Annotated in this window: 17 protein-coding genes; 1 reads left to right on the top strand and 16 read right to left on the bottom strand. The window is 44.7% G+C overall.

Features of this window, described 5'->3' with window-relative positions:
• Positions 1-58 precede the first annotated feature (58 nt).
• The 16 genes from OCU43_RS02830 to OCU43_RS02755 all read right to left on the bottom strand — a co-directional run bounded on the left by OCU43_RS02830 (position 59) and on the right by OCU43_RS02755 (position 20330).
• A complete protein-coding gene (locus OCU43_RS02830) occupies positions 59-1306 on the bottom strand; it encodes a glycosyltransferase family 4 protein (RefSeq protein ID WP_091360547.1) in 1248 nt (415 codons plus the stop codon).
• Positions 1303-3108, bottom strand: coding sequence for a glycosyltransferase family 2 protein (locus tag OCU43_RS02825; protein ID WP_091360548.1), 1806 nt, complete (start codon positions 3106-3108; stop codon positions 1303-1305). Before OCU43_RS02825 ends, OCU43_RS02830 begins: the two co-directional genes overlap by 4 nt.
• A 141-nt stretch (positions 3109-3249) precedes the next feature.
• Entirely contained in the window at positions 3250-4125 is an 876-nt protein-coding gene (rfbA, locus tag OCU43_RS02820) for a glucose-1-phosphate thymidylyltransferase RfbA (protein WP_091360550.1), read from the bottom strand.
• A 3-nt stretch (positions 4126-4128) separates the two neighbouring features.
• Entirely contained in the window at positions 4129-5025 is an 897-nt protein-coding gene (rfbD, locus tag OCU43_RS02815) for a dTDP-4-dehydrorhamnose reductase (protein ID WP_091360551.1), read from the bottom strand.
• A complete protein-coding gene (gene rfbB, locus OCU43_RS02810) occupies positions 5022-6107 on the bottom strand; it encodes a dTDP-glucose 4,6-dehydratase (protein WP_091360553.1) in 1086 nt (361 codons plus the stop codon). Before rfbB ends, rfbD begins: the two co-directional genes overlap by 4 nt.
• A 69-nt stretch (positions 6108-6176) precedes the next feature.
• Complete coding sequence (locus tag OCU43_RS02805; RefSeq protein WP_091360555.1) at positions 6177-7265, bottom strand: KpsE/RkpR family capsule polysaccharide export protein; 1089 nt, start codon at positions 7263-7265, stop codon at positions 6177-6179.
• Between the two features lie 48 nt (positions 7266-7313).
• On the bottom strand, positions 7314-8003 hold the full coding sequence (locus OCU43_RS02800) for an ABC transporter ATP-binding protein (protein WP_091360557.1): 690 nt from the start codon (positions 8001-8003) through the stop codon (positions 7314-7316).
• The gene (locus tag OCU43_RS02795; RefSeq protein ID WP_091360559.1) at positions 8000-8788 is read right to left on the bottom strand and encodes an ABC transporter permease; all 789 of its coding nucleotides are present in this window, start codon (positions 8786-8788) and stop codon (positions 8000-8002) included. The genes OCU43_RS02800 and OCU43_RS02795 overlap by 4 nt, the downstream gene beginning before the upstream one ends.
• 66 nt (positions 8789-8854) lie before the next feature.
• Complete coding sequence (locus OCU43_RS02790) at positions 8855-10579, bottom strand: polysaccharide biosynthesis/export family protein (RefSeq protein WP_245756617.1); 1725 nt, start codon at positions 10577-10579, stop codon at positions 8855-8857.
• A 59-nt stretch (positions 10580-10638) separates the two neighbouring features.
• Entirely contained in the window at positions 10639-10776 is a 138-nt protein-coding gene (locus OCU43_RS22345; RefSeq protein ID WP_512699931.1) for an RT0821/Lpp0805 family surface protein, read from the bottom strand.
• 1050 nt (positions 10777-11826) lie between these two features.
• Positions 11827-12636, bottom strand: coding sequence for a sulfotransferase family 2 domain-containing protein (locus OCU43_RS02780; RefSeq protein WP_139203210.1), 810 nt, complete (start codon positions 12634-12636; stop codon positions 11827-11829).
• Positions 12637-12650: 14 nt separating this feature from the next.
• A complete protein-coding gene (locus tag OCU43_RS02775; RefSeq protein ID WP_175483578.1) occupies positions 12651-13268 on the bottom strand; it encodes an acetyltransferase in 618 nt (205 codons plus the stop codon).
• 33 nt (positions 13269-13301) lie between these two features.
• Positions 13302-15653: a hypothetical protein gene (locus OCU43_RS02770; RefSeq protein ID WP_091360570.1), complete on the bottom strand. Its 2352-nt coding sequence runs from the start codon at positions 15651-15653 to the stop codon at positions 13302-13304.
• A gap of 1 nt (position 15654) precedes the next feature.
• Complete coding sequence (locus OCU43_RS02765) at positions 15655-16776, bottom strand: DegT/DnrJ/EryC1/StrS family aminotransferase (protein ID WP_091360573.1); 1122 nt, start codon at positions 16774-16776, stop codon at positions 15655-15657.
• Entirely contained in the window at positions 16769-17518 is a 750-nt protein-coding gene (locus OCU43_RS02760; protein ID WP_091360575.1) for a sulfotransferase family 2 domain-containing protein, read from the bottom strand. Before OCU43_RS02760 ends, OCU43_RS02765 begins: the two co-directional genes overlap by 8 nt.
• Positions 17519-17558: 40 nt before the next feature.
• On the bottom strand, positions 17559-20330 hold the full coding sequence (locus OCU43_RS02755) for a glycosyltransferase (RefSeq protein WP_245756618.1): 2772 nt from the start codon (positions 20328-20330) through the stop codon (positions 17559-17561).
• A gap of 606 nt (positions 20331-20936) precedes the next feature.
• Between OCU43_RS02755 and mutS the strand changes: the two genes are divergently transcribed.
• Complete coding sequence (gene mutS / locus OCU43_RS02750) at positions 20937-23522, top strand: DNA mismatch repair protein MutS (RefSeq protein ID WP_091360578.1); 2586 nt, start codon at positions 20937-20939, stop codon at positions 23520-23522.
• Positions 23523-23590 lie beyond the last annotated feature (68 nt).

Here is a 23590-nt window from a genome sequence, read left to right as displayed (position 1 = left end):
TGGATACCAACTGAGCGGATGATGCGTAGTAAGAGGCTGCCCAAAGACGACTAATCTCTTAGCACCTGTCAAAATATCTCAAATGTTCGATGCTACATTCCATGTAGTTTAAGGGCTTACTTATTCCCTCCCGGAGCTCATCCCAGACTTCACTGTTACCGGAAAGGTTCAGCAACTTGATCCCCAGGTCAACCGGGTTTCCAGCACTGAAGTGGACACCATCCACACCATCTCGGACCTTCTCTGCCATCCCGCCTATATCAGAAACAATCAGCGGGCGGCCGGCAACAAACGCTTCCTGTATCACCATGGGGGAGTTTTCCCACCAGATGGAAGGGACAATCACCCAGTCAATACTCTGCATCCGCTTCATCTGCTCATCAGGACGGTAGGGCCCTACCCAGCGAAGACAGCCTTCCTCGATAAGCTTAGAGGCCATCTCCTTCACTTTCTCCTGAAACTCACCGGTTTGCTGTTCCAGATTGGCACCATGTACTTCAACTACCAGTTTTTTCCGTTGCTTTTTCTTCAGACTTAACAGTGCCTGCAATAATACATCGATCCCCTTATAGGGGTTCACCTGGCCGAAATACGCAAACCGGTTACGTGTTTCTCCATCCGCGAGCTCTCTGGGAGGGAGCGTCTCAATATCCTGCTGACCATTTTCGATTACAATGATCTTACTTTCATCTATCCCCCACTGGATATACCGCTGCCGCAGAAATTCAGACGGCGAAATAAAGCCTTCAATCAGGTCAAAATGGCTTTTTATAAAGTGCTTTCTTAACCAAAAATCTTCAGCCGTATGTTGCGGGTAGCACTGATGACATTCATCATAGGACTCGCTACTACACAGTTTATGGCCTTCCCCTGTTTTCACCATCTGACCATTATGTTTACAGATCGCCATATATTCATGGATGGTGAAGAAGATACGGATCTCAGGGTCAATCTGTTTAATAACCCTGATGAACTCAACCCCCATATGAGCATAGTGATGCATATGCACAATGGTGGGTTTTAGTGCCTGAATCAGATCGGTAAACCATGTAGTCAGCGACTGTTGCTGTTCTGCTTTTAGCAGATGCCAATCACCGATGCCCTGCTCCCACAGATATTCATTTTCTCGACGCTTCCGAATTTGCCCCGTTGCGCCGCGTCCACGGTCCGCACGTGCCAGAAACCAACTATCTTCGACATCCGGGTGCTGTTGATAGGCGTTAAACAGGTTATAGGCCGCGATCTCGGCACCACCTAAACTGAAATCGGGATGCCCATGGGAGATTACAAGAATTCTATTTTTCATAATTTAATAGCCGCCTCAGATTTCGCCGCTAACTTTTCAATCAAATCAGACCAACGGGTCATATGCCGGGAAGCGTTAAGAATCACAACCTTGGTTCGAAAATCCGGAGTGCCTGTTAAGCCAAATGACTGTCGTTCCAGATGCGTCAGCTCAACTGTGGGAAGGTATCCACAGCCCTTTCCTTTTTCCAGCAGTTTCAAGCAGAGGTCAGAATCCTCAAAATCACCTATCAGATAGCCTGTATCCCATCCTTCAACGGCGTCAAAGTCTTCTCTGGAGATCAGCATACAGGCGCCTGTAACCGCAGGCATTTCTGTCAACGTCTGATGAGGATCCAGAATCGGATCAAGCCCCATATGGGGGTGGTGATTGATCCAGATACCGATATCCGACCGATACTGAAACTCCATTCCTGCATGTTGAATTGAGCCATCTGCGAATAACAGCCTCGGCGCAATAACCCCAAGCTCAGGATTCGTTTTTAAAGCCTCTAACATCGGCCCCAGCCACCCTGGAGATTTAGGAAAGACATCACTGTTCATGAACAGAAGGTAGGTACCGCTGGCGTGTTCTGCACCAAGGTTGTTGGCTCCGGAAAAACCTCTGTTGACCCCACCAAACACAACCTTGAAAGAGACTTTATAAAGATCATAGATCTCCTTCGCCAGTGTTCTTAACTTCTCAACCAGTGTTGGGTCATCAACGACGTAGATAATCTCTGTCTGACTTTTAATAAACTCATCTAAAACAAAAGAGACCATCTGCCCTTCAATAAAATCGATACGGCCGTAAAGCGGAATAATGATACTGATCAAAGGGTCCCGGACCTCGCCATACTGTTCAACAGAGACGGGCATTCTGGCGATCACGCGGTTGTTCCGGGTTAGCTGTTCGCTGAGCATAGGCCAGAAAATATGCCTGAAAATATCCACCTGATCGGAAGGTTTCGATTCGATAGTGAACAACCACTTAGCCATCTCCGCCGGTTGAGAATCGAGGTAACCGACCTCAGCAGAGGATAATCTATGCACTCCTTTAGATGACAAAGCATATATTGAGAGCGTCTCTTTAGGACTGATATTTTTTACTGGCACTAAACAGCCACTATTGATCTCCGCTTTATCAAAGCTTGTCAGGAAAGCCTTATACACATCCTCCCTGAAAATTCGATGGGCCTGAGTTAAAAATGTTGGCGAGCCCTCTTCATCTTCAATCCAGACGATTGAGTCGGGACTACTGACGACCCACCCAACTAACAGTCCGGACGAACCCCGTTCAGAGACAACGGCTGATTCTATATAGGCTTTTACATTTGGATGTGGTGTGGATTCCTGCTTAACTTTTTTTATCCACTTTTTCCATCGTTCGGGAGTAAAGCTCTCGTTATCCAGTAAGTTTCTGGCCTCTTTATAATACAGGCTATGATAAAAAGTATCGGCATCATCGTCGACTGTATGGCTAGCGGGATCCACCAGAGGGTTATCGGACAGCGTCGTTTTATTCCTCTTACTGGGTTTGATATTCCGCTCCTCTTTTCTTCCATAATAGAGATAGTGAAAGAAAGGGTTGACTCCGGTTTCACTGACATCAGGGAAGTCGATGAGGTAGTCATCTATGGAAAACCACCCACAAGGATCGAACCCCTCATTTGAGCCAACCTTGATGAAATGCTCCAGCGGGTCCTGACCATTGAGAACCAGCTCATACTCCTGACGATAAAAGTCTGCATCAAAATCTTTAGCAATAATGCTTCTGATCTTTTCTTCAGTTAGTTTGTTACTTTTCTCAAAAATCTTTAACACTGGCAGCTCCCTGTTCAGCCTTCGCTATCACTTTAAACATCAAGGTTAGTCAGCAAACATATCTCGATAAAAAATCTATTCAATACCGGACTTCATGCAGATAAATATCTGTCCAGTATTCAATAAATAACAATGGGCGCTTTATTTCTCATCCAACAAACTGATTATGTATCGACCATAATTCGTTTTTGAGAGGTTTTCCCCATACATACACAGCTCTTCACGGCTCAGCCAGCCATTGCGCCAGGCGATCTCCTCAAGGCAGGCAATTTTCAGCCCCTGCCGATGCTCTACGGTCTGCACATAGTGTCCGGCTTCAAGCAAGCTGTCATGGGTACCGGTGTCCAGCCATGCAAAGCCGCGCCCCAGCTTTTCGACCTTAAGATCACCCCGCTCAAGGTATGCATTGTTGACACTGGTAATTTCCAGCTCGCCCCTAGAGGAGGGTTTAACCTGTTTTGCGATCTCAATCACATCGTTGTCATAGAAATATAGCCCCGTCACGGCATAATCAGACTTGGGCTTCAGAGGTTTCTCTTCAATAGAGATCGCCTTTCCATCTGCGTCAAACTCAACAACACCAAACCTTTCCGGATCACTGACCAGATAACCAAAAATGGTGGCTCCCTGCTGTTGCCTGCCAGCCCGCTGCAACTGATCAGAAAAGTGCTGCCCATGAAAAATATTATCGCCCAGCACAAGGCACACCGGGTCTTGCCCAATAAACTCCTCACCGATAATAAATGCCTGCGCCAGACCATCTGGAGAGGGCTGTTCTTTATATTGAAAATGAACACCAAACTGTTTCCCGCAACCCAGCAGCTTCTTATACTGAGGCAGGTCTTCAGGGGTTGAGATAATCAGTATCTCGCGGATACCTGATAACATAAGCACAGAGATCGGATAATAGATCATCGGCTTATCGTAAATCGGCAGCAGTTGTTTCGATACACCCAGGGTAATCGGGTGCAGACGGGTGCCTGAGCCCCCTGCCAGGATAATTCCTTTACGCGCCATAACTTATTCCTCTCTATTTTTCAGGCTCAGATATTCTTCTAATGTCATCTGCAGCTGGCTATACCAGTCCGGCATGATGATTCCGAGCTCTCGTTCAATTTGTTCCAGTGACAAACGTGAGTTCAATGGCCTGCTGGCAGGCGTTGGATAATCTGACGTTGGTATCCCTGTCACTTGCGCCACTTTGAGTTTAAAGCCCTCCTCCCGTGCTAATGCAAAGATAGATTCAGCGAACCTGCACCAATTGGTTTCGCCGGATGGAGCCAGATGATAAATACCTGAACCTTGTGAAGCCATCTGCTGTGAACGACTAACAGCCAGCGCAGTGATCTCCGCTATCAGTCGCGCAGGCGTAGGCACGCCCCACTGGTCATTGACGATACTCAGTTGCTCCCGCTCTGCGCCAAGCCTGAGCATCGTTTTCATAAAGTTGTTGCCCCGGGCACTGTAAACCCAGCTGGTTCTGAAAATCATATAATGACAGCCAGATGCGGCGATATTGTCATCACCCAGCAGTTTGGTTTTACCATAGACAGATAGCGGGGCGGTCTGATCAGTTTCACTCCAGGGTGTCGTTCCGTTGCCGGGATAAACATAGTCTGATGAGTAGTGAATCAACCAGATATTGTTCCTGGCGGCATAGCCCGCCAGCACAGCGGGCAGGTCCGCATTAACAATGCGGGCGCTATCCTGCTCCGTTTCCGCTTTATCGACCGCGGTCCAGGCTGCAGCATTGACGATAAGCCCAGGCTTTGTCGCTTCAAGATATGCAGCCACCTGATCCAGGTCTTCAAGGTTAAGGTGTTGCCGGTCCGGTGCATCAACACGACCAAAGATCGCCAGGCTACGCTGCAGTTCAAAGCCTACCTGACCGCTCCCCCCCGTAACCAGTATGTTCATAGTGACCCCAGACGTTCGCCCTGATAGCTGCCATCCAGCACCGATTGCCACCAATCCTGGTTGCTAAGATACCACTCCACCGTTTTCCTCATCCCTGTTTCAAAGGTTTCCTGAGGTACCCAGCCTAAATCCTGTTCGATTTTACTGGCATCAATGGCATAACGTAGATCGTGCCCCGGGCGGTCTGATACAAAGGTGATCAGTTCCCGATAGCTGTTAACTGTAACCTCTGTATTGCTCTGTGACGGCCTTAGTTCATCGAGCAGATCACACAAAGTATATACAACATCGATATTCTGCTTCTCGTTATGACCACCGATATTGTAGGTCTCACCGATGAGCCCCTGCTGAGCAACCTGAATCAGGGCCCGGGCGTGGTCCTCAACATACAACCAGTCACGCACCTGCTTACCATCACCATACACCGGTAACGCTTTTCCAGCCAGGGCATTCAGAATCATCAGAGGAATCAGCTTTTCAGGAAAGTGATAAGGTCCGTAGTTATTGGAACAATTGGTTACCAGAGTCGGCAATCCATAAGTCCGCTGCCACGCTCTGACCAGATGGTCTGAACTGGCCTTACTGGCAGAATAGGGTGAGCTTGGCGCATAGGGCGTCGTTTCCGTGAACAGATCATCTGCACCGTGCAGATCACCATAGACCTCATCCGTTGATATATGGTGAAAACGAAACCCCGACGCTTTTTCGGCACTCTGCGCTTTCAGTTGCTGAAAATACTTGCGAGCAGCTTCCAGCAGTGTGTAAGTGCCTACCACATTGGTCTGTATGAATTCACCAGGGCCATCAATTGAGCGATCTACATGGCTTTCTGCAGCCAGATGCATCACTATATCAGGCTGAAAATCGTCAAATACCTTTTCCATCGCATCACGGTTACAGATATCCTGATGCACAAAAAAATAACGTTCGCTGTCCGATACCGTTGCAAGTGACTGAGTATTCCCTGCGTAAGTCAGTTTATCGATATTCACAACCCTGTGTTCTGTGTTGAGAATTAACTCCCTGACTACAGCTGAGCCAATAAATCCGGCCCCTCCGGTCACTAAAAACGTTTTACTCATAGCTATACCTTTAATTCTCACATACCGCTTCGTAGTATTTATCTTAACGAAGATTATATAAACAGCAGGTTAATCCCGATGATCTTTTATAATCAGCAACAACATCTGCATAATTAACCCCATAAACAGAGCGACAATCGCATACATCGCAATATTGTGCAGCCTTTGCGGTTCAAGCGGGTATTCCGGGTATGTCGGGCTTTGCAGCACAGACACCTGCTTGAGCTTGCGAGCAGCTTCGATACGGGTGCTTTGCAATGCAGCCAACGCCCCGGAATAACTATCCAGTGCAAACTTCACCTTCAGTTCAAGCGTCTGGTATTCAGCCGTGACTGTATTCAGTGCGTTGCCCGACTGCTGTGCCATTCTGTTTTTTTCCTGCTCAATTTGGTGCCGCACCGCTTTTATCTCATTGTCTATTTTAACCATCGCAGGAGAACTGCTGCTCTGATAACTTTTCAACATGGTTTTTTCCGCCTGCAAGTTAGAAAGCTTCCCCTCCAGGGTTGCCACTACAGCGCTAATACTTTCAACCGTACCGGTTGGTGAGATCAGTCCATTTTTATTCTGATAATTCAGAAGTTCATTGCGGGCAACATTAAAATTGTCATTGAGCATCGCCACCTGGTCTTCCAAAAAACGCACCTGCTCCTCAGCAAGACGCTTGCCCAACAGGTTCATATGCTTTTCGCCTTCTTCAAGTAACAAGCTGGCAATTTTATTGGCCATCTCAGGGCTGAAAGCTTCTACTTTAATGCGCAATACATTGGCATAATCATCCAGTTCAACAGAAACCCGTTTAAGGTAGTATTCATGCAGATCTTCAATAGGAACATCAGCGCTGCTAAGCGCTGAAATAAAATCGATACCCGCGGCGGAATAGTGTTCACGAAACCCCACTAAACGATCAATATCAAGCAACATATCGACGGACAACAGGTAATCCCTGAGCAGCAGCATGTCACCACTCTCTCCCGTGGGGCCGCCCAACAATGAAGACACATCCATTGTGGGAATGGTAATCTGCGGACTCTCAAGAACCACATTGGCTTCAGAAACATAACGGTCACTGGCCAGCATCCCCCAATAAAAAGCAGACAGTGCAATGAAAACCCCACACACCACCCATACCGGGTTTTTCATTAAATGTTGTTTCATTAACCATTCATCCCTAACATACATGTTGCGTTTGCTATAAAAATAAAACTATTTGCCCTTGTCGGGAGAAGCCTTCGGCTGACTATTTTTGGTGTGGTACTCTTCCAGAGCGTCATTAATATCATCAAACCAGGTTACGTTCCCTTTATCGATCAGTATGCCCGCCTGACACAGCTGCTTCAGCATCCCTTCACCGTGAGACACGATTATCAGACTGGCTTTACCCATTTTGTCTTTAAACGCCTTAGTTGCCTTTTGGCGGAAAACCTGATCACCCACAGAAGTGGCTTCATCAGAAAGGTAAACGTCGAAGTCAAACGCCAATGACAGCCCGAATGCCAAACGCGCTCTCATCCCTGATGAATAGGTTTTAACCGGCTCGTCAAACGCCTTGCCGATCTCCGCAAAGCTTTCGACTTTATGTAGAATTTCGGCTAAATGTGTTTCACCGCCATGAATACGGGCGACAAACTTGACATTTTGCCGGCCGGTCATCGAACCCTGAAAGCCTCCGGTTAAACCGATGGGCCAGGAAACGCTGCAATCGCGAATAATTTCACCTTTATCCGCGCTATCCATCCCACCAATTAACCGGAGCAGTGTAGATTTACCCGCACCATTCCTCCCGATCAACCCAACACTCACCCCCTCGGGGATATCCAGATTCACATCTTTAAGAACCCAGTCACCACCATGATGTTTATGGTACCGTTTATAGAGCCCTCTGATGCTGATCATTGTGCTTTCAGTCTCGGTTCAAAACGCATATGGAGCATCAGCCCAAAGGTAATCAACCCTAGATTCCAGAGCCACAGATACCCCATATCGATCCCCGCAACAGGGCGATAATTTTCGAAAAAAGCCATACGTAGCAGCTCTAACCCGTGAACAATTGGGTTGAACAGAAGATACTCCTGAATCCAGAACGGCAGAAAGTTAAGGGGGAAGATCACTCCAGAGATAATCATTAGTGGCATCGAGGTAATTCGCACAATTTTACCAACTTCTGGAACCAGTTCCGAAACAGCAGAAAATGTTAATGCAGCCCCTACCCCTAAAAACCACAACGAAAACCAGCAAAACAGAGCAAACAGTGGGTCATCCGCAATAAGATCAATATCCAACAAAATCCCAGCAAAAATGAACAGAACGAGGATGAATGTTTTCAGCATCCCTTCAAGAAAACATCGCACGAAAACAGGATCAATGGATTTAACCTGACGATATGCAAATAGTCCCTTATAGCCCTGCATAGCTCCTAACGAGCGCTGCAGGTTCTCACGAAACAGATAAAAGCCCAGCAGTCCAACCAGCATCCAGGGGATAAACTCAGCTCCTGATATATAACGCCCCCCCATAATAATGCCTCTCATAGAAACCAACACAACAATCATTGCAACAGGTTCTGCTAGCATCCAAAACCACGCAAAACGATCCCCCGTGGTGCGAGACAGAGCTTCCCGCATAAACAAAGCGTACCAAACAGCTTTGGTAACCTGCCAGGATGTTCGAGAGCTAAGCATTCAAAAAACCTTGTTCCATGGATTCAATACTCTCACCTCAGGTTGACAGTTAAGAAAAAGTTCATCTTACAACCCCGTCACAACTTTGGTGGCCACTGCAATCTGATAAACGATTTGAGATATACTGGTTGCCAGCTGCAGATTTTTGGTTGGCACTTCAGGCAACACCAGAATCTCATCGCCCGCTTTCAGTGCAACATCCTCAGCATCGCGCACTTCGCCATTCTGGCGTACGATCAGAATCTTTGACTTATCGGCATGAGAGCTAAAACCACCCGCACCATCGATATAATCAGAGACACTTTTTCCAGACTCATAAACCACTGACTGAGGTACCAGAACTTCACCACTGATCAGCAGAGAATCTGACTTTTCGGGAATTGTAATTACATCGCCATCCTGTAAACGGATATTGGCTATGTGATCATTAGAGGCCACAACCAGTCGACCGCTGGGCTCTGCTTTTGAAGCCCGGGCGATAAACTTGCTGATAAGTTCGGCTTCCTGCACACGGATACTGGCTTCCTGAGAGGTGGCGGAAGATGCACCAAGGTAGGTTGCTTCTAAACGTCTCAGGCTTTCATCTAAAGACTCTTTTTGGCGTAGGGCAACGCTTTCCCGGCGCATAGAGATGCTGGTCGTGTCAGTAATACCCTTTGGTACAGCAATCGAATCAAGAAAGTCCTGCAACATTATATCCCGGGGCAGGGAGTAACGGGACGGGCCATAAAAACTACCCTCAATCTCAACAACAATGGTGTCATAACGCTTATCGATACTTAAAATAACTTCATCGCCATTTTGCAATGACTGCTGTCTGAAGTCTGCCAGAGACAGGTAACCGGTTAACGGCCCGCTGCTGCGATCCCCCCGTAACAGTACATGGGAAACCCCCGCCTTCATATGCGTGAGTTTAGTGAGTGCAGCCCCCGTCATCTCGTTCTTTGTCAGTTCATATCGATATGACCGCTCTACGTCACCGGAAACCACCACCGAAGCCTGGCGCTCACCCACCACCAGAGTGTCACCATCGCGAAACTGAGGTCGTACCATCTGACCGTTTAATAAGAAATCGTACAGATCAATCGTTTCAATTGTTTTACCGTTACGAATAACCTTAATCGCACGGTATGTCCCCATCAGATCATCGATGCCACCCGCCTGGTTTAGAAAGTAGATAGCCGAATCATTGGGGGTGCCTGCATAACGGCCTGGACGGGAGACAAAACCGGTGACAAATACACCCACCGGCTGGACACCCTGAACCTGGGTATAAACATTAACATTCTCCGGATAGATCGCCCGGACAGCCCCTCGAATGCGGGTATCAAGATCTTTATGACTCAGACCCTGAACCCTGACGGGACCAATAGTCGGTATAAAAACATTCCCCCGGGCATCCACTGGCAGCACCCGCTCCATCTCAATTGCCCCCCAGATACGCAGAACAACCTGATCACCCGGCGTGACTTTGTAGTCTGAATTAAGACCATCAGACCTTAAGCCGCTGAAGCCACCATCAAACAACTGACTGCCAAAGGGTCGAATAGTCTCCGTATCAGCAGGGCCTTTTGAGCCCAGCTGGCCATAAGTACCCGATTTCCAGTCGATACTTTGTTGCACCTGTTGAGCATCAATGCCCCCTCCGCCACTCATCAACTGCTGCATCGCAGGATCAAGATCACCTGCACTTTCAATGGCGGCCTGTGCAAAACTGCAGAACAACAGAGTCAGGCCTGCCACAAAGCCTTTACACATAACATTACGTCTTTTGGTGCTATACAAATTCATAGATGAATTCCATTTAACATTGTCACGATGGATTACCTGAGCGGTGATACAACCTGCTATCAGAGTGTTACCGGAATCAGTTCCCATTGGGTGTCATTAACAGTACAGGCAAGGTAGTGCCGCTGAGACAGATTATCACTGATGACCACTCTTCGGCAGGAACGTCCACTGGCAGCAAAGTAGGTAGCATTAGCCATAAGATTTCCCCCCTGGAACATCCCCGCTGGAATAGTCAGGGAAAAATCCTGAGAATTATCCGAGAGTATCTGACTCACGTCCCGTGGTAGAACATTATTGTCGACAGATGTCTGAAAAGAATCCCCCGGACCGGCCTTGTGCATTGCCTGAGGGGTACATGCGGATAAAAAAGTCACTAAAAACAAGACTACTACAGAGTTAACTATTCGGGCGGTACTCAGCTTCATCAATCTGCTATCCATAACAAAATTTACAGGCCAAGATCATACAATATTATCGAGCCAACTTACATGTCTCAGAGCAACTACGCTCTATTAATTAAAACTATCTGTATTCACAGACAATGACAGATCAGAGAGGGGCGAAGAGGTTTCCCTAGGCCCGACGAAGAGACTGTAGATAAAACTGTGAATTGCATATCATAAGGTCAGCAATGGCTAAGAGTGGAATTGAGAAAGGCTGAGGTTACGTGTTTAATAAAGACAGAGCAGCTAGGGCTTCAAGCGTGTCACACGTTCCTTCTCACTAGGCTATCGTAAGGCAGGCGTTCGACAAGTAATATATAGGGGCTGGCTGGGAATACGTGCATATCTACACTGATGACTATACCCGCTGTAGCTATGCTGAAGCCTATCCCAGACAGTCAGCTAAGAACGCAGTCAGTTTTTTTTAAATACTATCAAAATATTGACCTGCACCCTTTAGGAATGCTGTAGAAGCGATAGGTTCACGACCTATGGATACGCACCCTTATCGTCGCTCACAAATGGCAAAGCGGAACGTTTTATACAAACACTGATCCCGGAGATATCTTGCGGTAAACTGTATAACAACTCCACTAAGCGAGATGCAAAACAATCCTGTTACCTTAAGAGGTATAACTTTATCAGACCACTTGGAAGTTTAAACAAGCAACGACCCATAAGCCGGTTACTTGCAAACACAGTATCTGAAATCCACACACAGAATTACAGGGTCAGTTAATCTAATCAAGGGCAAACTATCCCTCAGTGCGATTTTGCAAGACGCAGTTAACTGACCACATACTACTAGTCAATTATATTAAAGTTTTTTGCTATTGAATCGTAAGCATCCGAAATAAGCATAGGTTTTTTAGTTACATAATGAGGAAACAAATCCATTGCACTTCTATAAACAAAGTCATCAATCCAAGTATGGTGCAGTAATGCTTCCTCCAATTCCCCCCTACTTCCACCTATATTAATTTCAACCTGCTTACTGATATTTAATCGATGCACTTTAAATGCAGGAGTAATATTATCTTCAGAAAGAACAGAAGCCGCTCTAGACAAATCAGAATCAAATATATAATCGAATCGCCTCAAAGCATCTAATATAGAATTAGTAAAATTCAAGTCCAATAACAAATCAGGATTATACCTACTACAATAAAACCCAAGCTGATTTTTCTTTAAAACATCTCCAACTAAGTTTCTAAAAATACCGTTAGGCTTAACAATTTTAAGAAAATCAATAAAACTCATATCCCTATATCGTTTCAGTGTTGGATCGTTCTTCAACGAAATAGGATTGCTAGCCCTATTAAGGTTATACGTATAAGCAGAAATAACACGCGCAACAGGGTCTCTTAAGACAGTAAAAACAACATCTCTTTTTAAAAGGACCATTTCCTTATAAGATATATGACCATGAAGGTAAATTGAGTTGCTAGCAAATTTATAAGCAATGGAGGAGCGTTTCAAAGACCAAAGTTTTGTAGTCTCCTTATCAACTATAACTGATATATGAGTTTTACTTAAATTTAAGGCACTTTCTATGCCATCACTAAACGCGCTTCCTCCGCACTTTGGAATATGAACATATCCAATTCTCTTCAAAACAACCTCCTATTTCATTTAGCAGTCTCTTTTGCTGGTATTCCTACAACAGTTTTACCATCTTTAATATTATTTATCACTACAGCTCCAGCACCAACTATTACTGATTCTCCAATTACTATCTTATCAATAATGGTTGCTCCAATACCAATCCATGTTTTATCACCTACTATCACATGCCCTGCAAGAGCAGCTTTAGGCGATATGTGAACGCCATCTCCGATATTACAGTCATGTTCTACAAGGGCACATGTATTTATTATGCAACTCATACCAATTCTTGAACCTGAGTTGACTACGGCTAACGCTCCAATAAAAGTACCGAGCCCCAGATTAACTCTATTAGACAAAACAGCATCGGGATGAATAACTACTGCTAGCACACCACCATGAAGACAAATCTGATTTGAAAGATAATACCTTACAGAAGAATCTCCTATAGCCACAATAAATTCAACATTATCAGATATATGTTCTACAAAGCTATCTGAATGACCGATAACCTTTTCATCTTTACATTGAGGATAATGTGAGTCCAAGAATAATACACTTTCATATTTTTCAGAGGCATATGCAGCCTCAGCTACTACTTTACCATGCCCTCCTGACCCAACAACTATCAACTTTTTCAAATCCACAACTCCAATCAAAACCGGACATAACTGTTAGCTATGATCCAAAGCATTTAAATTAACAATATCTGAAAGAGCCTTACCCCTTCCTCTTAAATCGCCAAGCTCAGACAACCTTTCCTTTATAGCAAAAAAATAATCACTTACATCTTGACCTGAGTTAATTTCAGCAATTTTTTTAAAAATCATTTCCATATTCGCAAACCTCAAAGACTCAGGAACCAAGTTATTTAAATCAGACTGCATATCATCTATTGTTAAAACAAGCATCCCATGCTTTAACGAAGAAATACCTACACCACCTGCGCCAGGAATACCGGGCAATGCCAAAATCACGTTATCAGACCGATATACAGTGTCTAGAGAAGACACACCCATTATAAGAATCCGTTCTCTAACAAAGCTAGGTACACTATCAGGGATTGCTTCATATGCCACAGTAACATCCGCAGCCCCAATAAGTGTCCAACTCAAATATGGGTATTTAGTAAATAGCTTTTCAAGCCCACACCAGTCATTATCAGTTAAATTAGAAAGTCCATGAGAAATTCTATTTGATGAATAGACAGAGATAAGTTTTTTTATACCACCAAATGACGTCATATTAAAAACCCGATCACTATCAGGTTTAATTCTAATAGGGGGATGAAATGAGATTTGCCTTTCTAAAGGATTTTCATGCCTAACTAGAACTCTATCCGTATACTTAACATCTGCAACAGCTGAGCTAAACAATACAGTAGTAACATTACATTTATTTAGAATATCTTTTGCATATACGTTAGAACACCTAAATCTAGCAACTCCCTCAAATCGAATTACATTCTCACACAGCAATGAAGCTAGAATATTTGGACGAGGAGATACAAAAATACGTAATTCACTACAGACCAGCTCTTTATTTAAATAGTCAAGAGCTGATTTATCTAGATATTCAACCAGAGCCCTTGTGAACTTTTCTCGAAAAGCTTCGCCTGCTTGTTTTCGCCATGATGGCCATTCCATCTCAGCCATTAAAACAATACTTACCTTTTCACCAGCTAATACAAGAGGAACTGCATGATTTAATATAACTCCCATATGTTCACTATCTGGGCGAACAATACTACTAAGAACTGTGACTCCTTTCCCTCTATGGCTTATATCAAGCTTTAAGTTATTTTGGTATATCGCAATTTCATTGATAAGAAGGTTAAATTGATTACTCTGCCTTAATTTCAATTTCACAAGAGACGACAGTGCAATTGTGTCCTGCAAACCAATATGCATAGACAGCAATTTACTTACCAAACCAATCAAAACTTCCTCATTCACCAACTCAGTACAAAATGCCTCATCGAATATCGGCACACCAAAACGATCCTGAATAAATTTGACATATATATTTAATGGCGGCGTGGGTATATCAAAAATATCATCAAGAGAGTCAATAATCTTGAGACCTATTGTGCTATGTTTGGCCTCAATTGCAGCTGTAATAGAAAAAATATCCTCTACATCTAATTCAACAGTTGAGTTAGAAACACTAACATCCTTAAAACCATCTGATAACTGTATTCCCCAATTATTTTTAAACAACAAATTTTGAGCAGTATAAGTTTCTGTTGCAACATCATAGATACACTGAGTAATCTTTTTGTCTAAAGAATAATCAGCATTCAATCCTGACAACTCAGAAAGCACTCTATATAATAATTTTGTATCTAAGCCAATACTTCCAATAGACCTATTTAATGCTTTTTTATATTCAAGTAGCTTATTCCCAATACTCGGATTCTGATCTTTACTATCAAACCTGAATCGCTCCAGCTCATTCAAAGATAGTACATCTAAAAAATCAACCCTAATATCTTCACCCGTCAAAAGCTTTTTATCAAAAGATCTAACTATAAGCGAGGCGTCAGGAAATGCCTCCTCCCAAGATTTTATAAAATCATTATAGTTCAAATTATTAAACAAGCGTTTACTATACTGCTCAATTGATTCAGTTAAGGCTTGATTCTGTATTGCCTGCGAATAAGATGAAAGAAGATAACTTAATTGATCACGAAAATAGCAAACGATATATATATCAAAATCCCCCTTCAAAACACGAGCCAAGCTTTGCGGTTTAACATTCTGAAAGGCTTCACTACTCAGAATAACATTACACTGAGAATTCTCAATAGATAATAACAACTCATCCACTTCATACTTATCACTCTCATCCAAATCACATGTTCCAGACAAAGCTTTAGCCAGAAGGTGATGAGCGATTGGTCTACGACCTAACAGAGGATATTCATATCCAAACTCTAATAATAGTTCGTAATTTTGACATAAAAATTTTTGTAATGAGGATGTACCACTCTTATGCCGCCCAATATGAATAAAAAGCTTACGCATACTACTTCCTCAACAACACTAAATTAATAACTCTATTAATATCATATTGAGAAAGACCTCCATAAAAAGGCAAACATAATACATTTTTCGTAATTCGATTGGCCTGAGGCAAGTATTTTCTACTGGCGGATGCCAAAGAACTATAACAGGGATATTCACTAACCAAAGGAGAAAAATACTTTCTAGCCATAATATTACTAGCTTTCAAACGATCATAGATATCATCGCGACTTTCCCCAAACTCTACCTCGTCAATACAAATACAAAAATATTGCTCACTACTGGTAGTATTTTCTGGCACTTTAATAATAGTAATTCCTTTTACTTCACCTAATGCGTCCGTATAAATTTTTCTTATTTCAGACCTTAATCCTTGCTCTTCTTTAACCAAAGGCAACACACTCAATCCCATAGCAGCTTGCAACTCGCCCATTTTCCCATTTATACCAGGCAAAAGCACTTCTTCTTCATTTTTTATCCCGAAGTTCTTCAAATACTCAATACGTTGTTTGAGATTAGAATCATTAAAAACTAAAGCTCCCCCTTCTCCAGTATGAAAAAGCTTTGTAGGGTGAAAACTAAACATAGTAATATCACCATAGTCAGCTATCGGTCGACCATTGTGAACTGTTGTAAAAGAGTGAGCTCCATCATAAATAACCCTCAACCCGTGACGATCAGCAATATCTTGAATTTCATCTACATGACAAGGAACGCCATACACATGAACCCCAAGAATAGCTGTAGTTTTTGCCGTGATGAGTCTTTCAATTTTTTCTGGATCGATGGTTAAACGTATAGGATCTATATCACAGAAAACAGGGGTAATATTATTCCATGCTAGAACGTGTGTCGTGGCAGGGAAAGTAAAAGGAGTCGTTATAACTTCACCTTGCAACCTTAAGCTTTGTACCGCAGTCATTAATGCGGTTGTACCATTATTGAATAGTGAGATATTTGGAGCATCTATATACTCCTTGAGACGAGCCTCTAACTCCCGGTGTTTAGCCCCGCCATTAGAAAGCCACTTCGATACCCATATATCCTCTAAATAACGATTATAGTTTTCTAGCTTAGGCATCAACGGTCGTGTAACTAATATCGGCTCATCAGATTCAGTCATTTTTAGTTTCTTTCGCATTTAAATTATTGAAAAAATCAATATCATTACTATTTGCATCCACTAATTTACTATATAGCTCTTCACCTATTTGTACTTCTATCTCAGATAGCTTTTTATCTAAACTGCTTTTCACACTTCTGGATACATTTTTTTCAACAGGATTCAGATTGATATCAGCGAAGCCCTCTTCCTTCAATAACAACTCGAGCTTCTCTAAAGATTCAGAATAGCGTTCTACAACACCAACAAATGGAAGCTTCTCTATTGCCAACTTAGCCCTGTAGCCTTCATCACCCACTTTCTCCCCAAACATTGTCGCTAAGCGGTGTGCGTGAAAGTTTCTGCACTGACGATCATTCACAAGCGAAAGTCGTGTTTCGATATAACCTTTTAATGTGGTGTTACGTGCTAACGCTGGGCCGAAACCATCGCCCACCTGCTTTTTCTCAAAAGAGTACGCTGATGCTATTCTGTCGATCGGGTGACGCATAAAGATTACAGGAATTATCCTTATGCCCTCGATCTCAGGTACCGGGAAAATAGCGGTATGGGAAGAAAAACACTTTGCCTGTGGGTTATCTATAATCCATTGCTTTACCTTTCCTCGATTTAAAGCAGGCTGAGCAGGAAATTCTTTTGTTACCCATTCACCATCTTCTTCATTGAAATTTTCTTTAAAGGCAGCATCCAGTGATGTGCCTGCATTTTTAAAAAGATGATAATGCAAAATAACAGTTCTCATCCAATCCTCCTACAGCCGGACAGTTTCGATCAATACAAATTCATTTAATAGAATAAATTCCAACACTAGAGAAGATATTCCTGAACACTTTTTTACCGCGCTCAAACGAATACTTTTCGGTTACAAGTGTTTGACTATTTTCTGCGAACTTATTCCATAAGACCTCATCGTCATATAGCCTGATGATTGCATCAACCCACTCTTGCGGCTCTTGGGCGATCAGTGTACTGATCCCATGAGTCAGCCCCGTTCCCTCGGCAGCCACTTCAGTTAATACTGAAGGCAGACCATATGCCATGGATTCCAGCACTTTGCCCTTAATGCCAGCACCGGAAAGCAGTGGCGCAATAAACACCCGATGATCGTGGAAAACACCATCTAAAGACTCAGCAAACCCAAGCATTTTGATATTTTCAGTTTCCATCTCTTTATAGGCCTCGGGCATATTACTGCCATAGACATAGAGCGTTATATCAGGACGCTGCTTTCCTAACAGAGGCATAATTTCATCCACAAGATAATCTACAGCTTCTCCATTAGGGGTATGATTAAAACCTCCCAAAAAGGCGATACCATTACGATCATTAAACTCGGGACCTTTTGGCTTCTCTTCAAGAACCCAGGGTGTAATGTGAAGCTTGTCAGCTTCTAATATATGACTGGTAATTACTGCATGTTCTGTCGAGTTATAGCATAGAATTGCATCCACTTGTCGACATACAGACAACTCCTGTTCACGCGTGTTCAGCACTTTTTCTAACAGCAACTGATCTTTCTCACCTTTTAATGCCGCCCGCATCTCCCGTAAAAAATGTAAATCAGCGTTATTGAAAATAATTTTTGCCCGGGAATTTTCGCGGATATAGGAGATATAGTCTTTCGCGATATGATAGCGGGTGATATAGACCGCATCCATCTCCTGCAGACGTGTTTCAAGTACATGATTGACGCTGGCATAAAATGGAGCATAAAGTACTTCAACCCCCATTTTCTGCAGCTCAAGGGTATATTTACCAAAATGAGCCAAGTTGGCCGGAACAAAAGTAACTTTAAAGCCAAGCGACTGAATCAGTTTCATCTCCTGAATAGCAGCATAACTACCCGCATCTTTATTTGGCATTGGGGACGCATAATCAATCACAAGAATACGCTGATCGACATTCCTGTCCTTTTCAATTTTTAAATTTTCTAAACCGGGTGTCCCATTGTTTCGAAATGCCTTAAACCACTTCTGGCGGAACGTTTTTTCATTGATCACCTGATAGCGTTTCAGCCCCTTTGTGACATCAGTACCATGACTTTGCCCTTCAAAGTGAACCACAACGGAATGGGGGGTGTAGACCGTTTTATACCCCTCTTCTCTCACTTTAAAAGCAAGATCGGTATCTTCGTAGTAACAGGGCACGAGCTCTTCGCTGAACAAGCCTACTTTGTGCCATACACTGCTGCGAATACACATTGCGGCACCGGTCAGGTAATCGACCTCCCTGGCGTAGTTGAACTCAGGTGTCATAGGGTTTTCGTTACGCCCAACATTCCATGGCTGCCCATTTTCCCAGATAATCCCCCCGGCCTCTTGTAATGTGCCATCCAGGTTCAATAATTTCGAACCTGTCATACCGATGGTCGTATCCTGTTCCATTTTACTGACCAGTTCATCGATCCAGAAAGAGGTAACCTCGGTATCATTGTTCAGGAAAATAATGTACTTGCCACGTGCTTTTGCACTGGCACGGTTACAACTTTTAAGGAAGCGTAAATTTTCTGGATTCCGGGAAACAATCAGGTTTTTGATGATCGCCTCTGCTTCGGATGTTTTATCCGTTGAGCAATCATCGGCCAGAATGACTTCATAAGTGGTTTTATTGTACGCTAGAGCTATCGAAGCGATGCAGTGATAGGTAAGCTCAAATTTATTGTAGGCAGGAACGATAATAGATACGGAGGGGGTATCACATTCAGGCAGGCTGAATGCGGGATACTGGTCTCTTTTTTCATAGCCTTCAACCACCACTTTATGAGTAGTTAGCAGGTTCTCTACCGTATTTTGAATTGAGCTTTCACTCATTGCCTCAAGTTGAAAGTGCAACGATTCATATCGGCTATCTGCCTGCTGGGGCATCGACAAAAAACCGGGCTTATTAAAACTTTCTTTGAGGTATTGCCAGGGTGTCTGAATTGGATGACTGGTGACCACCTCGGTTCCCAAAAGATAGGGAACACCGGTCATGCCAACTTTATAAAGTTTAGGTCGCCCATCCTGCAAGCTCAAAGGAATTGGCAGGCGCACCTCTAAAACACTCTGATTTGTTTCAATTAACCTATGGTTAATTAATTTATCTTCATTAAAGAGGGTAACCTCTTTCTTTCCTATAGGGTTGCGGGACTGTAACTGAATAACAATATGTCCATGCTCTTCACCCAGAATTTTTGCGAAAATCCGCTCTCCATTCAGAGAAAAAACTTTCGCATCTTTAGTCACCGGCTGACCGCTTTCTGCATCAACAATTAACAGGCCTACCTCTTTTTCATCAATAGCCCACTCATCTGCCACATCTATCTGAAAACCATGCTTACCTGATCCGTATCCGGCTTTTTCAAGGTCTGCACGATAGATATTCGCAATACCTGATCCAATGATCCGATCACCACAAACAATATGAACAGATAAAGGACTTGAAGTATTTTCAGTATTAATACTCCAACCGCTTACAACACCATTTTCAAACAGATCAATATGCCCTAACAAATGATCTATTTTTTTTTCTTGAACACTATTTTCTTCAATCGAACTCTCATCCATGCTTTTCATAAAACATATAACTCTAAAAAATTTATATTAAGACATTATTTATTAGATAATTTTCCAAAAACAATTTACAAAAAATCAAACTATTCATTAAAAGCACATTAAATAATTATTATACCCATCTAGCAACCCTTAGCTTCATAGACCATTTCCCGGCTAGTCTACAACCAACAGGAGTTGTCTTTACACTTCACTCTGCTCAACGCAGGCATTTTCATTTCTCGCCGATCATACAATATATTGACAGCCGGTTCACTTATCCTGCTCGTTGTCGACATTTTTCAAGAGACTTACTCTATTCCTTTAGCCACAGTTCTTAAAAAAAACCATTCACTGCCATCATACAGCAACAGACATCGCAGCCGCGTTACTCTACCGACCAAAAATCAGGCAGTTCTGATCACTGATAAATTACTTCCAAGTCTAACAGCATTTACTGGTATTTTTGATACACTATGTCACTAACTTAGGGGCTTAAATTTTCCATGATGACAGACTAACTCAACACTCCGATACAGCAAGCCAGCAGCATGACCTCAGGTATGTTTCAGTAAGATATGGAGCTCCCCTTTAAAAAACGCTTAAACCACCCAAAAAAACAGACGTCCAATGCAAAAAAAAATCGATACAGCTTCCTCTTCGCAACACACCCCCATGATGCAGCAATACCTCAAGATCAAGGCTGAACATCCGGATCAGTTGGTGTTCTATCGGATGGGAGATTTCTATGAGCTGTTTTTTGAGGATGCAAAGAAAGCGTCTCAGCTATTAGATATTTCCTTAACGGCCAGGGGGAAGTCTGCCGGGGAGCCTATTCCCATGGCGGGGATCCCTTATCATTCCGCGGATGGTTATATTGCAAAAATTGTCCGGGCGGGGGAGTCCGTTGCGATCTGTGAGCAGGTGGGTGATCCGGCCACCAGCAAAGGTCCGGTCGAACGTAAGGTGATGCGCATCGTTACACCGGGCACCCTGAGTGATGAAGCGCTGCTGGATGAGCGGCGCGATAGCCTGCTGATTGCGGTCAATACCGATCTGCAGCGCTACGGTATTGCGATTGTCGATATCAGCACCGGGCGTTTCAGTTTGCTTGAGGTGGCCGGTGAAGAAGCACTGCATGGTGAGCTTGAACGCATCAAGCCCGCTGAGATTCTGTTCAATGATGGTCACAACCTGGCTCAGCCACTGCAATCTTACAAGGGATTGCGCCCTCAGGCCCCCTGGAACTTTGAACTGGAAACAGCCGAACGACTCTTGTGCCAGCAGTTTCAGACCAAGGACCTGACCGGCTTTGGCTGCGATCATCTGCCGGTGGCTCTGGGCGCTGCAGGCTGCCTGCTGCAATACGCAAAAGAGACACAGCGCACTGCACTACCTCATATTCGCCGTTTGCTGCTGGAACAGCGGGACGAAAGCGTGATTCTCGATGCCGCAACCCGTAAAAACCTGGAGATCGATATCAATCTGGCAGGTGGACGGGAAAACACCCTGGCCGCAGTGATCGATAAAACCGCCACCCCGATGGGCAGCCGGATGCTCAGACGCTGGCTGAACCGACCTCTGCGTTGCCGTAATACTCTGCAATCCCGCCAGGCAGCACTGCAATGGCTGATCAGTGACTATCGCTTCGAGCAACTATCCCCTGCGCTAAAACAGATTGGTGATATCGAACGGGTGTTAGCCCGGGTTGCCCTGCGTTCTGCCCGCCCCCGGGACCTCGAGCGCTTGAAGAGCGCGTTTCAGGTGCTGCCGGAACTGCAGGACTATCTGGCCGCAACACAACCCGCACTGCTCAAAACCCTGGCGCAAACTGCCGGCACTTTTCCGGATCTTTGTGACCTGCTGAATCGGGCAGTCATTGAGAACCCTCCCGTGGTTATCCGTGATGGCGGAGTGATCGCCACAGGTTACGATGCGGAACTGGACGAGTTACGCGGTCTCAGTGAAAACGCTGGCGATTATCTGGTGCAACTGGAAACCCGCGAGCGGGAGCGCACCGGCATTCCAACCCTTAAAGTCGGTTATAACCGGGTGCACGGCTACTTTATCGAGATAGGCAAAGCACAGAAAGCCGAAGTGCCTGCTGACTATATCCGTCGTCAGACCCTGAAAAATGCAGAGCGTTATATTACCCCGGAACTGAAAGAGTTTGAGGACAAGGCTCTGAGTGCGAAAAGCCGGGCACTGACCCGCGAAAAAGCCCTCTATGAATCCTTGGTTGAGACGCTTGCGGAGCAACTGGCCCAGCTGCAGGACAGCGCTGCGGCGCTGGCAGAGCTGGATGTTCTGTGCAACCTTGCCGAACGTGCCGACAGTCTGGACTATGTCGCACCAACCCTGGCCGATGAACCGCAGATTCAGATCGCTGGCGGGCGCCACCCGGTAGTAGAAGATGTATTGGATGATCCGTTCGTTGCCAACGATCTGAAGCTGTCCCCCGAACGGCAGATGCTGATTATCACCGGCCCTAACATGGGCGGTAAATCCACCTATATGCGTCAGGCCGCCCTGATTACACTGCTGGCTCATATCGGTAGTTATGTGCCCGCCCAGAGTGCCACCATCGGCCTGGTTGACCGGATATTTACCCGTATGGGGTCGTCCGATGATCTGGCCGGCGGTCGCTCGACTTTTATGGTTGAGATGACTGAAACAGCCAATATTCTACATAACGCCACCGAACAAAGCCTGGTGCTGATGGATGAGGTCGGTCGCGGAACCAGCACCTTTGATGGCTTATCCCTGGCCTGGTCAGCGGCGGAATACCTGGCCAATGAAGTGAAGGCGATGACCCTGTTTGCCACCCACTATTTTGAATTAACAGTACTGCCAGAACTCTGTCAGGGCGTTTTCAATGTGCATCTTACCGCTATGGAACATCAGGACCATATCGTCTTTATGCATGAGGTTCAGGAGGGGCCGGCGAGTCAGAGCTATGGTTTACAGGTTGCCCAACTGGCAGGTGTGCCGGCTAATGTCATCAGCCGGGCACGGCAGAAACTGATCCAGCTGGAAGAGGATACAGGTCAGACGGAGCAGCGGCGTCAACCACCGCCGGTACAGGATGATCTGTTTGTCGCGCCACGGCCCCACCCTGCGCTGGTGCAGTTGCAAACACTGGAACCGGACAACCTGACCCCCCGTGAGGCACTGGATCTGATCTACAGTCTGAAAAAGGCGGCGGAGCGCAGCTAAACCGCCAACCAGAGGTAACACAGACAAAAAAAAACGGGCTCATCGCCCGTTTTTTCTTTACGCTGACG

This window comes from Amphritea atlantica (genome assembly GCF_024347255.1).
In the GTDB taxonomy this organism is placed as follows: Bacteria; Pseudomonadota; Gammaproteobacteria; order Pseudomonadales; family Balneatricaceae; genus Amphritea; species Amphritea atlantica.
This window is presented reverse-complemented; position numbering and strand designations above follow the sequence as displayed.

What these genes read in the sequence shown, in the direction of transcription:
- mutS (WP_091360578.1), top strand. Translation starts at nt 20,937, where the DNA reads ATGCAAAAAAAAATCGATACAGCTTCCTCTTCGCAACACACCCCCATG.
- OCU43_RS22345 (WP_512699931.1), bottom strand. Translation starts at nt 10,776, where the DNA reads ATGGCTAATGCTACCTACTTTGCTGCCAGTGGACGTTCCTGCCGAAGA.
- OCU43_RS02790 (WP_245756617.1), bottom strand. Translation starts at nt 10,579, where the DNA reads ATGAATTTGTATAGCACCAAAAGACGTAATGTTATGTGTAAAGGCTTT.
- rfbB (WP_091360553.1), bottom strand. Translation starts at nt 6,107, where the DNA reads ATGAGTAAAACGTTTTTAGTGACCGGAGGGGCCGGATTTATTGGCTCA.
- OCU43_RS02795 (WP_091360559.1), bottom strand. Translation starts at nt 8,788, where the DNA reads ATGCTTAGCTCTCGAACATCCTGGCAGGTTACCAAAGCTGTTTGGTAC.
- OCU43_RS02805 (WP_091360555.1), bottom strand. Translation starts at nt 7,265, where the DNA reads ATGAAACAACATTTAATGAAAAACCCGGTATGGGTGGTGTGTGGGGTT.
- OCU43_RS02830 (WP_091360547.1), bottom strand. Translation starts at nt 1,306, where the DNA reads ATGAAAAATAGAATTCTTGTAATCTCCCATGGGCATCCCGATTTCAGT.
- OCU43_RS02755 (WP_245756618.1), bottom strand. Translation starts at nt 20,330, where the DNA reads ATGAAAAGCATGGATGAGAGTTCGATTGAAGAAAATAGTGTTCAAGAA.
- rfbD (WP_091360551.1), bottom strand. Translation starts at nt 5,025, where the DNA reads ATGAACATACTGGTTACGGGGGGGAGCGGTCAGGTAGGCTTTGAACTG.
- rfbA (WP_091360550.1), bottom strand. Translation starts at nt 4,125, where the DNA reads ATGGCGCGTAAAGGAATTATCCTGGCAGGGGGCTCAGGCACCCGTCTG.
- OCU43_RS02800 (WP_091360557.1), bottom strand. Translation starts at nt 8,003, where the DNA reads ATGATCAGCATCAGAGGGCTCTATAAACGGTACCATAAACATCATGGT.
- OCU43_RS02770 (WP_091360570.1), bottom strand. Translation starts at nt 15,653, where the DNA reads ATGCGTAAGCTTTTTATTCATATTGGGCGGCATAAGAGTGGTACATCC.
- OCU43_RS02765 (WP_091360573.1), bottom strand. Translation starts at nt 16,776, where the DNA reads ATGACTGAATCTGATGAGCCGATATTAGTTACACGACCGTTGATGCCT.
- OCU43_RS02760 (WP_091360575.1), bottom strand. Translation starts at nt 17,518, where the DNA reads ATGAGAACTGTTATTTTGCATTATCATCTTTTTAAAAATGCAGGCACA.